At 63.1% G+C, this 14088-nt stretch carries 13 protein-coding genes; 12 read left to right on the top strand and 1 reads right to left on the bottom strand.

Features of this window, described 5'->3' with window-relative positions; translation table 11 throughout:
• Window positions 1–496: 496 nt before the first annotated feature.
• The 8 genes from LG373_RS10540 (at window position 497) to LG373_RS10575 (ending at window position 7902) form a co-directional block, all read left to right on the top strand.
• Window positions 497–1852, top strand: a complete 1356-nt coding sequence (locus tag LG373_RS10540; protein WP_114567256.1) for an amidohydrolase family protein — start codon at window positions 497–499, stop codon at window positions 1850–1852.
• Window positions 1853–1855: 3 nt separating this feature from the next.
• On the top strand, window positions 1856–2056 hold the full coding sequence (locus tag LG373_RS10545) for a CASC3 protein CASC3 (RefSeq protein WP_114567255.1): 201 nt from the start codon (window positions 1856–1858) through the stop codon (window positions 2054–2056).
• Between the two features lie 389 nt (window positions 2057–2445).
• Entirely contained in the window at window positions 2446–3273 is an 828-nt protein-coding gene (locus tag LG373_RS10550) for a twin-arginine translocase TatA/TatE family subunit (protein ID WP_225749754.1), read from the top strand.
• A 3-nt stretch (window positions 3274–3276) separates the two neighbouring features.
• Window positions 3277–4113, top strand: coding sequence for a twin-arginine translocase subunit TatC (gene tatC / locus LG373_RS10555; protein ID WP_114567253.1), 837 nt, complete (start codon window positions 3277–3279; stop codon window positions 4111–4113).
• Between the two features lie 164 nt (window positions 4114–4277).
• Window positions 4278–4661 (top strand): hydrogenase maturation nickel metallochaperone HypA, encoded by a 384-nt coding sequence (gene hypA, locus LG373_RS10560; protein WP_114567252.1) that lies wholly within the window; start codon window positions 4278–4280, stop codon window positions 4659–4661.
• Between the two features lie 3 nt (window positions 4662–4664).
• Window positions 4665–5318 carry a hydrogenase nickel incorporation protein HypB gene (hypB, locus tag LG373_RS10565; protein ID WP_114567251.1) on the top strand — a complete coding sequence of 218 codons (654 nt, stop codon included), beginning with the start codon at window positions 4665–4667 and terminating at the stop codon, window positions 5316–5318.
• Window positions 5319–5422: 104 nt separating this feature from the next.
• Complete coding sequence (gene nadE, locus LG373_RS10570) at window positions 5423–6241, top strand: NAD(+) synthase (RefSeq protein ID WP_114567250.1); 819 nt, start codon at window positions 5423–5425, stop codon at window positions 6239–6241.
• Between the two features lie 146 nt (window positions 6242–6387).
• Complete coding sequence (locus tag LG373_RS10575; protein WP_114567249.1) at window positions 6388–7902, top strand: FAD-dependent oxidoreductase; 1515 nt, start codon at window positions 6388–6390, stop codon at window positions 7900–7902.
• Between the two features lie 164 nt (window positions 7903–8066).
• Here the strand turns inward: LG373_RS10575 and LG373_RS10580 are convergent, their stop codons facing one another.
• On the bottom strand, window positions 8067–9560 hold the full coding sequence (locus LG373_RS10580) for an FAD-dependent oxidoreductase (RefSeq protein ID WP_114567248.1): 1494 nt from the start codon (window positions 9558–9560) through the stop codon (window positions 8067–8069).
• Window positions 9561–9870: 310 nt separating this feature from the next.
• Between LG373_RS10580 and LG373_RS10585 the strand changes: the two genes are divergently transcribed.
• The 4 genes from LG373_RS10585 to groES all read left to right on the top strand — a co-directional run bounded on the left by LG373_RS10585 (window position 9871) and on the right by groES (window position 14077).
• Entirely contained in the window at window positions 9871–11433 is a 1563-nt protein-coding gene (locus tag LG373_RS10585; RefSeq protein ID WP_225749755.1) for a LuxR C-terminal-related transcriptional regulator, read from the top strand.
• A gap of 61 nt (window positions 11434–11494) precedes the next feature.
• Complete coding sequence (locus LG373_RS10590) at window positions 11495–12775, top strand: sensor histidine kinase (RefSeq protein ID WP_225749756.1); 1281 nt, start codon at window positions 11495–11497, stop codon at window positions 12773–12775.
• The gene (locus tag LG373_RS10595; RefSeq protein WP_225749757.1) at window positions 12765–13463 is read left to right on the top strand and encodes a response regulator transcription factor; all 699 of its coding nucleotides are present in this window, start codon (window positions 12765–12767) and stop codon (window positions 13461–13463) included. The genes LG373_RS10590 and LG373_RS10595 overlap by 11 nt, the downstream gene beginning before the upstream one ends.
• A 326-nt stretch (window positions 13464–13789) precedes the next feature.
• On the top strand, window positions 13790–14077 hold the full coding sequence (groES, locus tag LG373_RS10600) for a co-chaperone GroES (protein WP_114567246.1): 288 nt from the start codon (window positions 13790–13792) through the stop codon (window positions 14075–14077).
• Window positions 14078–14088 lie beyond the last annotated feature (11 nt).

A 14088-nucleotide genomic window follows, 5' to 3' on the forward strand; every position in this document is an offset into this window, starting at 1 on the left:
GATGCGATGTGGCTTTATCCTCATTTGAGGACCAGTAAAACTCGCTCGTTTTGACAGCGGCTGGACTTCGGAGCCCCGGACTCGGGGGATTTAAGGTTCCGAAAGCCCGAAGCTCTGGAAATCAAGGTTCGGGGACTCCAAGGTTTCGGGGGTTTGGGGATTCGGAACCCCGGACTCCGGGGATTCGGCACCAAGGCTCTAGGGGCCCAGCCCCAGCCCAGCCCCAACCCCAGCCAACCCAGCCAGTCCCAACTCCTTCGCGCACCCCGCCTGGCGCCGAGGGCGGCACCCCGCTGCGGTCCCTCCCCGAATCGCCGCGATTTCGCGTCCAGCGCAATCCTGCCTTCTGCCGCCAGGATCACGCGCCTCGCAAAGGTCCTGCACCTCGCCGATTGGCCTGTGTGCTTTCGCGGAAGAGCGGTTGGAGAATGCTATGATAGCCGTTACACGAAAATGCATGAATTACGGGAACCATGGGAGAAAGGGCGGAGCAGCTATGCTCTTGTGCGCACAGTACGTTCTTCCCATCACGTCCGAGCCGCTGCATAACGGCGCGGTGCTCGTTCGCGACGGGGCTATTCGCGACATCGGCTCGATCGACATGCTCAAGCTGCGCTACCCCGACGAGGAAGTGGTCGACTTCGGCATGGCCGCCATTATGCCGGGTCTTATCGATTTGCACACGCATCTTGAGAACGCGGTCATGCGCGGAATCGTGCATGACGTTCCCTATACCACGTGGATCATGTCCATGATGGAAAAAAGCGCGAAGATGGACGTGAGCGACTGGTACGACTCCGCTATCCTGGGCGGTTTGGAAGCGCTTTCCAGCGGCATCACGTGCGTTGCGGACATCACGGCAACGGGCGCGGCGTGCACGGCCACGCAGAAGCTGGGCATGCGCAGCGTCATCTACCGCGAGGTGGGCGCCATGGACAAGCGTCGCGTGGACTACGCGATGCGCCTGGCGGAAAACGACATCATGCACTGGCGCGAGGAAGTGGACGGCGACCGCATCACCATCGGCGTGGCTCCCACGTCCATGTACGCATGCCATCCGTCCGTGTTCGGCAAGATATCCGAGTTCGCTCGCCGCGAGAACGTCCCCGTCGCCATGCACATGGCGGGCAACCGCGAAGAGTACAACTTCATCAAGTACGGCTCCTCGCCGTTCTCGGTGCACACCATGGACCAGAAGCGCGGTTTCGTTGAGATTCCGCCGTGGCTTCCCACGGGTACCACGCCGGTTCGTTATGCGCTGAACTGGGGCGCGTTCGAATCCGACAACGTGCTGGCCATTCATTGCGTGCATGTTGACGACAAGGACATTCAGAAGCTCAAGGAATACGACGTGGGCGTGGCCGTGTGCCCGCGCTGCAACGCGCAGCTGGGCATGGGCGTTGCCCCCATCGACAAGTTCATGCGCGCCGGCTTGCGCATGGGCCTGGGCACCGATTCGCCTGCCGCAACCGACTCCACGGACATCCTCATCGAGATGCGCATCGGCATGTTGGTGCAGCGCGCTGTGAACGTGGGCACCTTCCTGGATTCGCAGACCATGCTGGAGATGACCACCATCGGCGCGGCGCGCGCGTTGAAGCTTGACGACAAGATCGGCTCGCTGGAAGTGGGCAAGCGCGCCGACATCGTGGCGCTTGACCTGTCGGGTTCGCATCAGACGCCCACAAGCGATCCGGTTTCGGCCGTCGTGAACGCGTGCAGCGGCTCGGACGTGCTCATGACCATGGTCGACGGCGTTTCGCTGTACGAGAAGAACAAGTGGAACGTGGGCGTGGAGGTTGCCAAGAACATCGCCCGCGTCATCGAGATCCGCGGTAAGTTGAGGGTATAGCACATGGGAACGAATCAAAAGCTGACGGCAAAGCAGAAGAGCGACCGCATCAAGGCCGCTCAGGAGCGCGAGCGCAAGGACAAGGAGCGCCGAGAGGCCGCCGAGAAAACCAAGAAGCTGTTCACGATCGTGATATGCGTGATCTTGGTTTTGGCGCTGGGCATCCCAACGGTGGCCCTTGCGTTTTTGGGGACCGGCTCGTAGGCGCTGGTTTCCGGGTTGTTCGGATGAAGGCGGGGCGGACGCATGTGCGTTCGCCCCGTGCGTTTTTTGGCGTTGGTGCGTGCGTACGCGCCGCAGGAGTCGGCCGGTTTCGGTTCCGGGCATGTGGCGCGTACGTTGCTTCCTGGGTGCGAGTTCCGGGCGCATCGTCGGTGCGGGCGTCCCGTGATTTCATGACTTCGATTGTTGCCGCTGCGGCGATCACGGTGCTCGTCGTGCCCGGTACGCCCCGATGCCGGGGAGTTCTCGCACACTTTTTATTGCCAAGTAGACTCCTTTGCCTTACGCGGGCGCGGTTGTGATACTATAAATCGTTGCCGCGCAGAGGCGCGGCGTTGAGAAGATGATAAGACCGCACAAAGGGGTTTGCTTTGTTTGGTATCGGTGGATTCGAGTTATTCCTCATTCTGCTGTTCGGGTTCCTTATTTTCGGGCCCGATAAGCTGCCAGCAATGGCTAAGACGTTGGGGAAGGCAATCAGCAAGTTCAGAAGCGCTCAGGAAGAGATGAACAAGGTCATCAAGACGGAAGTCTACGACCCCACCTCTGACGAGCCGTTCAAGAACCCGCTCGAGGCCCTGTCGAAGGTGTCCGAGATCGGCAAGGACGACAAGAAGGAAGAGAAGACCGAAAGCTTCTCGGAGCGCAAGGCTCGTTACGACAAGGAGCGCGCGGCCAAGAAGGCTGCCGAGGCCGAGAAGGCCGCGGAGGCGCCGGCTGCCGCTGCTGCGACGGCCGCGGCTACGACGGCCGCTGCTGCGTCTGCGACGCCGAAGCCCATCGCGAAGCCGGACGGGTCGTTCGAAACGCCGAAGCCTGTCGAGGCTGCTGCCGCGCAGCCGGCAACCGCCGACGCCGCCTCCAAGGCCAAGCCCTCGCCCGACGAGCTGTACGGCACGAAGCCCGCAGCCAAGGCGTCGACGCCCGCCGCGAAGGCCCAGCCCGCACCCGCCGCCAAGCCTGCTGCAACCGCGACGGCCGCCAAGCCCGTAGCTGCCAAGCCGGAAGCCAAGGCCCCGGCGAAGTCCGCCGCGAAGAAGCCTTCTGCCGCTAAAAAGCCCGCAGCTGCCAAGACCGATGCTGAGAAGGCCGCCGCACGTTCCGCTGCGGCGAAGAAGGCCGCCGCTACGCGCGCCGCAAACAGGAAAGCCGCTGAAGCTGCCAAAGCTGCGGCCGAGAAGAACGAGAAGGGGGAATAAGCCATGCCTATCGGACCGGCACGTATGCCCCTGTTCGACCACCTGGGCGAGCTGCGCATGCGCTTGGTGCGCATCATCGCTTGCTTGGCTATCGCGGTGGTCGTGTTCTACATGGCGACGCCCATCATGGGCCAGTTCTTGCTGCTGCCTATTTCCGAATTCTTGCCTCAAGATGCAAGCGGGTTTGCATCGTTGCAGGCCATCGACCCCTTTGAGGCGTTCTCGACGCGTTTCAAGATTTCGCTGTGGGCCTCGCTTGTTGCCTGCGCTCCGGTGATCTTGTGGCAGATCCTCGCTTTCTTCCTGCCAGCGCTGAAGCCGAGCGAGCGCAAGTGGTTCATCCCCACGTTTGCCGCCGCCGTGGCCCTGTTCATCTTCGGCACGGTGTTCTGCTACCTGATCATCCTGAACCCGGCGTTCCAGTGGCTGACGGATCAGGCGGCAGGCCTGGGCACCGTCGCGCCGCGCATGTCGTCGTACATCGACATGATCATCAAGTTCGAGCTGGGCTTCGGCGTGGCGTTCGAGCTTCCCCTGGTCGTGTTCTACCTGGTCATCTTCGACGTGGTGCCCTATAAGAAGCTGCGCGGCAGCTGGCGCATGGTCTACGTGGTGCTCATGGTTATTTCCGCCATGGCCACGCCCGATGCCTCGCCGGTCACCATGCTGCTCATGTTCGCTGCCATGATCGGCATGTACGAGGTCAGCCTGCTTATCTCGCGCATCGTTCTGAGCAAGCGCATCAAGAAGCAGAACGAGGAGATCGAGCGCGAAGAAGCCGAAGAGGCGGCGCAGGATGCCGCATTGGCCAAGACGAAAGCAAAGAAGGCCAAGAAGTAACGGTTCTCTGATACTGCGTTTGTTTATGACGGCCTGTCGCGTTTGCGGCAGGCCGTTTGCGTATTCCGAGTGGCGTTCGCGCCAAGGCTTCGCATCTTGGCTTCGCGCGCCGCGAACATTCGGATACTATGGGCGGGGACGAAAAACAAGTGCGAAGGAGCGGCATGCACGAATTAGGGATCATGACGGGCGTGATGGAAGCGGTTCAGGAATCGGCGAAGCAAGCCGGGGCCACCAGCGTGCTCAAGGTCAACCTTTCGGTTGGCGAGATGACCGAAGCCATTGAAGACGCGCTGGTGTTCGCGTTCGAGGCGCTGTCCGAGAACACCATGGTGCAGGGCGCCGAGCTTCAGATCACCATGGTCAAGCCGAAGTCGCGCTGCCTGGAATGCGGTGCTGAGTTCGAGCACGACCGGTTCCACCTGCTCTGTCCCGAGTGCAACAGCTTCACGACCAAGCTCATTGCGGGTCGCGAGCTGCAGATCGACAGCATAGAAGTGGATATTCCCGATGAAGGCGAAGAGGACGAAGCGGAAGGCAAGGAGTAACGTATGCAGATTGACATGAAGCAGCCCATCCTCGACAAAAACGACCAGCTGGCAGCTGACTTGCGTCGACGTTTCGCGGAGAACCACGTGTTCGTGCTCGATCTGCTTGCCAGCCCCGGATCGGGCAAGACGTCCACCATTTTGGCTACCATCGACGCCTTGCGCGACGAGTTCAACATTGCCGTCATCGAGGGCGACATCGCCAGCAACGTGGACGCCGAGAAGATAAAGGCGCAGGGCATCGCGGCCGTGCAAATCAACACGGGCGGTGCGTGCCATCTGGAAAGCGCCATGATCAAGCGCGCCGTCGACGTGCTCGATTTGGAGCGGCTCGACCTCATCATCGTGGAGAACGTGGGCAACCTGGTGTGCCCGACCGATTTCGACCTGGGCGAGAACATGAAGGCTATGATCCTGTCGGTGCCCGAAGGGGACGACAAGCCCCTCAAGTACCCGGGCGTGTTCCAAGCGGCGGAAGCGGTGGTCCTCAACAAGGTGGACACGCTGCCCGTGTTCAATTTCGACCGCGATGCGTTCGAGGCGTCCGTCAAGCAGCTGAATCCGCAGGCTCCCATCTTCCCGATTGCCGCCACGAAGGGCGACGGCGTGGAGGAATGGGCGGAATGGCTGGCGAATCGCATTCGCGCAATCCAGTAGGCCCTCTTTTCGGGATGCGCCGCCCCGGTTTGGAGGTTGGCAACACCGATGTAACAAAGGGCTTTCATACTGGGCGGACAAGCGCGGATGAAAGGGTTGCTATCATGCACATTGACGAACGGTATCGCCTTTGCGTCAAGGCTCTGAAGGAGTACGTGGAGGGCGCGGGCTTTTCCGATGTGGTTATAGGGCTGTCGGGCGGAATCGACTCGGCGCTGGTGGCCGTGATGTGCGCAGACGCGTTCGGTGCCGAGCGCGTTCACTGCGTGCTGCTGCCGGGGCCTTACTCGACGCCGCACTCTCTTGAAGACGCCCAGGAGCTTGCATCCAATCTGGGGATGGAGTCGCGCGTCGTGTCCATTTGCGAGCCGTACGAGGCTTTTGAGCGCGCGCTTGCCGAAGCCTGCGGAGGGGAGCTGCGGGGTCTTGCGGCTGAAAACACCCAGGCCCGCTGTCGCATGACGTGCTTGATGGCGCTTTCGAACGCGCATGGCTGGATGCTGGTGAACACGGGCAACAAGAGCGAGGCCATGATGGGCTATTCCACGCTGTACGGCGACATGGCCGGCGCATTCGCTCCCTTGGGCGGCCTGTACAAGACCGACGTGTACGCGGCGTCTCGTTGGCGCAACGCGCAAGCCGCGTCGAACGGTCAGGTTCCGCCTATCCCCGAGCGCGTGCTGACCAAGCCTCCCAGTGCGGAGCTGTCTCCCGATCAAGAGGACGAGAAAAGCATGGGCATCGACTACGCGACGCTCGACAAGCTGCTGCTGGCCCATGTCGAACATGGCCAGGACGCCGCCGCCCTCAAGGAGTCGGGATTTGCCGAAGGGGACGTCGACCGCGTGCTCGCCACGGTGCGCGCTACGGCGTTCAAGCGGGCGTTGGAGCCGCCGTCGCCTGCTGTTTCGTTCTACGAGTGAGCGCGAAGCCGAGCTGACGCTCGACCCGTTTTCGCGCTTTGCGAAGATTGAGTGGCGGCTGGCAAGGATGTCGCGACAAGCGAACGCGGCCTCACTATACTCGGAGGCGATTCGTGCCTTTACCTCGAAACGAAGGAGCCTGCTGCATGGAGCGCCGCGCCTTTTTCAAGCTTGCGGGCCTTTCCGCTACCGCGTTCGCCGCTGGGGGCGTGCTGGGGGCATGCTCGTCGGTCGAGCGCATATCGAACACGCTGGTGCCCTCGGCCGATTCCGATGGCGCGTCGCAGGTTTCCACGGTGGTGGCGCAGCCGCCCGTTTCCTTTTCGAACTCGGTCGACGTGCTGATCGTGGGCAGCGGCGTTTCCGGTTTGTCTGCGGCCATGGCCCCTGCCGAGGCTGGCTACAAGGTGATGGTGGTTGACAAGTTGAGCCTGCTGGGGGGCGAAAGCTACGACGCGGACGGCATCATGCACGTGGCCGGCAGCAAGCTGCAGAAGAAAGCGGGTTTCGCGCAAAGTGCCGAAGACGCGTGGCCGGCTCGCAAGAAAGAGCTTTCCGCTGCAGGCGTGGGCAATCTCGATTTCGCGAAATCGTTGTACCTAGCCGCCCCGAGATGGGTCGACCGCCTGTCCGAGAGCTACGGTGCGCAGTTCGCCGACCCGTCCACCTACGGGAAGGAGGGCGTTAACGACGCTGTCATGCTGCCGAAAAACGGTCTGGGCGACATGCAGTCCGTCATGGTTCCCCTGCGCGATGGCCTGTCAAGCAAGGGCGCGGCGTTCCAGACGGGGTACCGCGCGGTCGCGTTCATCCTGGACGAAAGCGCGGTGGTGTGCGGCATGCGCTTTTTCGTGGAGGAAAGCGGTTCGGTCGTCGACGTTCGGGCTGGAGCGGTAGTGGTTGCCACCGGCGGGTTTGCCAGCAGTCAGCCGTTGGTGAGCGCTCATGCCCCCGCGCTGCTCAGGGCGGGTTGCTTCACGTACGCTTCCATGGGAGAAGGCCAGGAGCTGTGCCGACGGGCCGGCGGGCAGCTGTCGGGCATGGACGGGACCCTGCCTTTGACCAGCGACTTGCCGCAAGTGTCGGCCTGGGGCATGTTCGCTCCCACGCTGATCGTGGATGCGCAGGGGCGTCGCTTTGCGTGCGAGGACGACGTGAACGCGCCGGCGAACGCGTGCTTCAGCCAGGATCGCGGGTACTGGTGGACGGTGTTCGACAAGCGGATAAGCGACGGGTCGCAGTCTCGCAGCGCCGCTCAGATGACCAGCAAATACGCGAAGCGCCTGGTGGGGCCCTGTGACGACGCGGCCGAGCTTGCCGCGGCAATCGGGGTTCCAGCCGACGTGCTGCAAGCTACGATGGATCGCTTCGACAAACTGGTTTCGGCTGGAAAGGACGATGATTTCGGCCGTACGGTGAATTTGAAAAGCTTGCAGGCTCCCTATTACGCGATCAAGCAGCTTCCCGTTCGCTACCGCACGCGCGGCGGTGTGCTGACTGACGAAAACGGTCGCCTGACCGGTACGTCGGGGGCTTCCATCCGCAACGTGTACTGTTGCGGGTCGGTGGCTGCGAACGGAGGAGAGGGCCTGGCCTCGAACGGTGCGTTCGGCATGCTGGTGGGCGAGGCCGTGGTGTCGGCGCTCGAGGCGGCTCGCTAAACGCCAGGGCTTCGCGCCGCACAGGGCGCGTTGAATGCGCGGCGCGCCCTGTGCGGCAGGTCTGCGCGGGCGGCGTTCGGTTTCCTCCCGTCTTGTTCGATTGAAAAGAAGGGCTCGAGCCGTGCGGCTCGAGCCCTTTCCGAGGGGGAGGGGTGTGAATCGGGTTATGCCTTCAGAGCCTCAACGACGGCCTTGCCGCTGATCAAGCCGCTGCCGGCGTTGGGGGACAGGTCGCTGCCGCTGTCGGCCACGGTGGAGCCGCAGCAGTACACGTTGGGGATGGGGGTGCCGTCCTTGTCCGTAAGCTGGCTGTCGGTGGTGATCTTCATGCCGCCATGGGTCTTGTAGCGGTACGGGAAGTGCTTCATGGCGTAGTACGGAGCGGAAAGCGACTGCAGGAACAGCTTCTTCTTGAAGTCCGTGTCCTCGCCGGCGGCTACCAGCTCGTCGTAACGGGCGAACGTCTCCAGCAGGTTGGCTGCGGGAACGTCCATGGCGGTGGCCAATTCCTCAAGGGTGGAGCACGGGCCCACCAGGCGATCGGCGTTGCCCTTCATGTTCATCTCGACGTTCCACTTCTGGCTGCTGTTGATGGCCTGGTCGTCGAAAATGGTCCACCAGAAGCCCAAGCCCAGCTTGGCGGCGGCATCGGGGGAGTCGTGGCTCTGGTCCTCCTTGATGAAGCGACGGCCCTGCGGCGTCACCTGCACCTGCGGGGAGAAGTAGCCCCAAACGGTAACCTGCGCCAGGTCGCTCATGCGGTTCGCTTCCATGTCCATGTGCGTGTACACGCCGCCCAGTGCCTTGCACATCTGGTGGCCTTCGCCCATGGAGTTGACCGTCAGCGGCCCCAGGCGAGCCTGGCTGGGCAGGTAGGTGGACACCATTTCCTGGTTGCAGGAGAATCCGCCCGTAGCCACGATGATCTTCTTCGCCTTGATGTCGACGGTCTTACCGTTCTTCTCGTCGTTGAAGCGCACACCGATGGGCGCGCCCTCGCCGTCGACGATGAAGTTCGTGGCGCGCAGGTTCAGCTTGTACGTGGCGCCCTTTTTCTCCAGGCCCTTCTGCAGCGGCGTGAGCACGGCCTGCATGTCGCCGATGCCGTTGCCGGGCAGCAGCATGGACGTGGGCGCGCCCGTGCCCATGTAGTCGGTGATGGGCTGGAACACCGCGCCGTAGTCGGCGGCTACGCGGTCGGCCCACTCGGTCTGGTAGACGTAGACGTTGTGCTTGTAGTCCATGTCATCGGTCTCGCCCTTTTTCTCGAGGATGGGGAGGAACTTCTGCCAGTTCGTCTCGGGGTCAACCTCAAGGCCGGCGTCCTTCTGCATCTTCGATCCGACGACGTTCATAACGCCGCAGGCGATGAAGCTCTCGCCGCCCACGCGCTCCAGCTTGTCCACCAGCATGACCTTGTGGCCGGCTTCCACCGGATCCATGGCTGCGGACATGCCGGCAATGCCCGTGCCCAGAATGAGCACGTCGGTTTCGTCGCTGAACGAAACCGGGGCGGTTCCTACCACGTTCTCCGCGCCGGTGCTGCTGCCCGCCGTGTTGTTGCTGGCGCATCCGGCAAGCGCGCCGCCGGCGGCGATGACGGCGCCCGAGGCGATGGCCGCCTTCAAGAAATTACGACGATTCATGCTTGTTTCCATGATGGTCTCCCTCCTTGGGTCGCATCCTGCACCGAGCATGGTTTCGGTTGGCTGCGGCTCCTCCTGTTGTGCGTCGCCGTTGCTGTGCGACGGGGTTCACCATACGGATGCCGGCTTGTTCCGTCACCGTCCGTTTCGGACTATATTGCAGGAGGGTTTGAATTTCTGCTGGTGGGAAGGTTGCCCATACCGTATCATGCAGAGCATGAGGGAGAGAAGCCGGGGAAAAGAAACGCATTCGTCACGCGCGAGCGTGCGTCCTTTTGTGCTTTCTGCCGCGATTGTTTTGGGTTTCGGATTGTACCGGGGCGTGAACTCCAGCGCGTACCTTTCGGCCTTCGCGTTCGTGAAGTCGCCGTTTCTGTTCGTTCCCGACCTGTTCTTCAACGTGGTGGTGGCGTGCTCGGTGGTCGTGTGCGCGGGCATCGCCGTGCTGCTTGCTTTGACCGGTCGGCTCAAGGCGTTCTCCATGCCCTACGTGTTGCCGACGGGGCTTCTGATTGCCGCTAACGCTGCCGCCCTTGTGGGAGTGGTCCTTTCGCTTCCTGCCGACATGGCCCTGCTGATTCCGGGCGTGCTGTACGGCGCGGGGTCGGTGATGCTCTCGCTGTTTTGGATCGAAGTGTTCTCTGCGGAAAAGCCGAGCGTGATCGTTACGCAGATTGCGCTGGGCATGCTGTTGAACGTGGTGGTTTCGGCCGAGCTGACGCCGCTTGATCCCGACGTGCAGATGAAGCTGAGCTGCGTGTTGCTTGTGGTAGCGGCGCTGTGCGCACGGTTCGTCCGTCGTGCGCTGCCGCACGTGTGCGCCGAGGGAGCGCCGCCCGCGGGTGCCGAGGCCGGCGCGGGCGATGCGCGTGCGTGCGAGCAGGGCGAGGGCGCTCCCGCGTGCGTCAATGCTGATGCAGGAGCAGGCGCGGGCGCAATCGCAGGCGGCCAGGACAAGGCTTCCTTCCGCGCGCGGTTTGCCGCGTATCGCGATGCGTTTTTGGAGTTGGGCGATTCCGTAGTGGCGTTTTTCGTGCTGGAAGCCGTTATCGGGCTTTTGAACAGCTTCATGCTGACGGGATCCCTTGACTTCGAAGGTTCCGGCAAGGTGTCGTCCGGGGCCATTGTGGGCGCGATCATCGTGTTCTGCTTCGTCGTGTTCGTGATGCACCGCATGCCGAAGGTGTCGACGGTGTCGCGCGTCATCATGCCGGTGCTGGCGGCCATGCTGGTGTTCCTGCCGTTTCTCAGCGAAATGTACAACCTGGTGTTCTATATGCTCTTGCTGGGTAGCTACTACTTCGTGGCGCTTTTGATCACGTACCTGGTGGCCGAGGTCGCGCATGTGCGGCGCGTGTCTCCGTACGTGCTCATGGGCGTGACGATGGGCGTCGCGCGCGTGTTCTTGGCCGTTGCGCTGCTGGGCGGGTTCGCTGCGGCGGTTGCGGGAGGCGGGCCGAGCGACGAAGGCGAGCACACCATGCGCTTCTTGGTGATTATCGTGGTGGTGCTGTACGCGCTGTGCATGGCGCTCGTGTTCTTCTCGCGGGATCGGAAGCGCCGCCGCGAAGGGGCTGGCCAGCCGGCCGGCCAGGACGGGCCGGGCGTCGACGGCGCGCTTGCGGCGACGCAGGCCGATGCGGCGTCCGAAGGGGAGCGTGCGCTTGAATCGCGCTGCGCCGCCGTTGCTCGGGAGGGCGGCCTGACGGAGCGCGAGGCGGAGGTGCTGGTTTATCTGGCGCGGGGCCGCACGAAGGCATATATTGCCGAAGCGCTGTTCGTAACCGAGAATACCGTTCGCAGCCACGTGCGCAACATCTATTCCAAGCTGGGTATCCATACGCGCCAGCAGTTGATCGACTTAGTGGAGTCGCCTCGTCTGTAACGGTTTTGTTCCCTGCAGTACGCCTGCTGGTGTATGGCGCGCGTGTTCAAGGTCGCGTAGTATGGCACGCATGGATAACTATCTAGTACATAATCGTTCGATGACGCCTCGCGATTGGGGCATTGACGCGGCCGTCGCTTTGCTGGCGTTTCTGTTCGGAAGCGCGCAGCTCATGCTGACGGCTTCGTCGATTGTGATTCCCGATCTGGCGTTGCGCCAGTACCTGGGCATGGTGAACGTGATGCCGAACGTGCAGGTGTTCGTGGCGCTTGCCATCACCACGTTGCCGCTGGTTTTGCGTCGGCGCTTTCCCTGGCCCGTGTTCCTGTTCTGCTTCGTGTCGTTTCTTGGATTGCAGAATGCGTTCAGCGGGTTTTCCTTGACCGTGGTGGGGCCCGTGATAGCGGTGTACACCATAGCCAACGAGCGCGGCCGTGCGGAAGCGGCGCTTGCGGCGGTTGTGGCGGTTGCGGGGTTGTTGCTGATGGACGCGCCCTCGCGCACCGCCAGCCTGACGTTTTTCACGCGGTTCCAAAACATCGCGCTGGTGCTGGCCGCCGCCCTTGCGGGCTATGCGTACCGCACGCATCGCGCGTACGTCGAAGCCACCGAGCAGCGGGCGCTCGAAGCGGAGCGCTCGCGCGAAGAGGAGGCCGCGCGTCGCGTGGAGGAGGAGCGCGTGCGCATAGCGCGCGAGGTGCACGACATCACTGCTCATTCGCTGTCGGCCGTGAGCATCCAGGCCGCTGCCGCCGAGCGCTTGATCGACGTGGATCCTGCGGCGGCGAAGGAGGCCGTCGCCACGGTGCGGGCCACGGCTAAAACGGCGCTCGACGACATCCGCAGCATGATCGGGGTGCTGCGGCACGGCGACGAGACGGCCGAAACGGCGCCGGCATCGGGGACGGATAGGCTGGAGGACTTGGCCGCGTACCTGCGCGACGCGGGGCTTTCGGTGCGCCTCGACGCTGCGGGCTACGATCGCGCCGGCGTTCCTGCGCACGTCGACATGGCCTTGTTCGGCATAGCGCGGGAAGCGGCAACCAATATAGTCAGGCATGCGGGCGCCCGCGAGGTTTCGATTCGCCTTGCGATCGAGGACGGGCAGGCGCGCCTGACGGTGAAGGACGACGGACGCGGGTTCGAGCCCGCTGTCGGCGCGCTTGCGCTGCGCGACGGCCTTCCCCAGGCTGCCGACGGGGCGGGGCATGGTATTGCGGGAATGTCCGAGCGCGTTCATCTGCTGGGCGGAACGTTTTCCGCAGGCAACGCCGCGGAAGGCGGTTTCCGCGTGATGGCCAGCATTCCGGTTAAGGGAGCGGAGGCGCAGCATGGAGCGTAACGATGGAGGCAAGGTGCGCGTACTGGTGGTCGACGACCAGGATCTTGTGCGCAGCGGGTTTCGCCTGATCCTGCTTACGTACGGCGACATCGACGTGGTGGGCGAGGCGCGCGACGGCCAGGAGGCGGTGGAGCTGGCGCAGCGCTTGCGGCCCGACGTGGTGCTCATGGACATCCGCATGCCTCACATGAACGGCATCGAGGCCACGCGCGCCATCAGCAACGATCCTCGGCTCGAGGACGTTCGCGTGCTCATCCTGACGACGTTCGACCTGGACGAATACGTGTACGATGCCCTGGCCGCCGGTGCGAGCGGCTTTCTTCTCAAGGATGCCGAACCCGACGAGATCGCCGCTGCCGTTCGCGTGGTCGCGCGGGGAGACGCCCTTATTCAGCCGTCCATCACGCGCCGTTTGATCGAGGAGTTCGTCGCGTCGCGCCCGCTCGTTCCGGGGGACGGCGCGGGGGTTCGGTCCGCCATCGGCGCGCTGACCGATCGCGAGCGCGAAATCCTGGTGCTGGTTGCGCGCGGGATGACGAACGAGCAGATAGGGGCCGAGCTGTTCATTTCTCCCGCCACGGCGAAAACCCATCTGGCGCGCATCATGGCGAAGCTGGACGCGCATGATCGCGCTCAGCTGGTGGTGAAGGCCTACGAAAGCGGGCTGGTTCGGCCCGGCGTCGGCTGACGCGCTTGCCGTGGGGCGTGCGCGGCGCACGGGCCAGGTTTCGGCGCGACGCGCAGACCGTGCCGGTGCCGCGTGTGCGCGGCGGGCACGCGGCGCGGGCCGTCCGGCGGCCCAATTGTGACGATCGTTTGGCGATTCTGTCAAACCTGAAACGCATAGGCTTAGATTTCTCTGAATACTCTTGCAATCGGCGTTGAGGCTGCTATGATAACGCAATGTTTAGCACTCGCTAACGATGAGTGCTAGCAGTCACCGCAATCGAGTGGTTACATAGCGAACATCAAACGTTCCGCTACGCGAGTCGGACGACGAAAGGAAGGCACGTTATGAATCTGAAACCCCTGGGTGATCGCGTCATCGTCAAGCAGGACGAGGCCGAGGAGACCACGGCGTCGGGTCTGTACCTTGCGACCGAAGCGAAGGAAAAGCCCCAGAGCGGCACCGTTCTGGCTGTGGGCGACGGCAAGCTCGATAAGGACGGCAACCTGGTTCCCGTTCCGGTGAAGGTGGGCGACAAGGTCGTCTACGGCAAGTTCGGCGGCACCGAGATTCACGTGGACGGCGAGGACGTGCTCATTCTTCGCGCGGACGATCTGTACGCTGTCTTTGCATAAGCGAATATCCC

Origin of the sequence: Paraeggerthella sp. Marseille-Q4926 (assembly GCF_916618935.1) — a bacterium.
Lineage (GTDB): Bacteria > Actinomycetota > Coriobacteriia > Coriobacteriales > Eggerthellaceae > Paraeggerthella > Paraeggerthella hominis.

Bases quoted from the DNA above. Each gene is read 5' to 3' on its own strand.
- hypB (WP_114567251.1), top strand. From the start codon at position 4,665: ATGCAGATTGACATGAAGCAGCCCATCCTCGACAAAAACGACCAGCTG.
- LG373_RS10540 (WP_114567256.1), top strand. From the start codon at position 497: ATGCTCTTGTGCGCACAGTACGTTCTTCCCATCACGTCCGAGCCGCTG.
- groES (WP_114567246.1), top strand. From the start codon at position 13,790: ATGAATCTGAAACCCCTGGGTGATCGCGTCATCGTCAAGCAGGACGAG.
- nadE (WP_114567250.1), top strand. From the start codon at position 5,423: ATGCACATTGACGAACGGTATCGCCTTTGCGTCAAGGCTCTGAAGGAG.
- LG373_RS10595 (WP_225749757.1), top strand. From the start codon at position 12,765: ATGGAGCGTAACGATGGAGGCAAGGTGCGCGTACTGGTGGTCGACGAC.
- LG373_RS10590 (WP_225749756.1), top strand. From the start codon at position 11,495: ATGGCACGCATGGATAACTATCTAGTACATAATCGTTCGATGACGCCT.
- LG373_RS10575 (WP_114567249.1), top strand. From the start codon at position 6,388: ATGGAGCGCCGCGCCTTTTTCAAGCTTGCGGGCCTTTCCGCTACCGCG.
- hypA (WP_114567252.1), top strand. From the start codon at position 4,278: ATGCACGAATTAGGGATCATGACGGGCGTGATGGAAGCGGTTCAGGAA.
- tatC (WP_114567253.1), top strand. From the start codon at position 3,277: ATGCCTATCGGACCGGCACGTATGCCCCTGTTCGACCACCTGGGCGAG.
- LG373_RS10545 (WP_114567255.1), top strand. From the start codon at position 1,856: ATGGGAACGAATCAAAAGCTGACGGCAAAGCAGAAGAGCGACCGCATC.
- LG373_RS10580 (WP_114567248.1), bottom strand. From the start codon at position 9,560: ATGGAAACAAGCATGAATCGTCGTAATTTCTTGAAGGCGGCCATCGCC.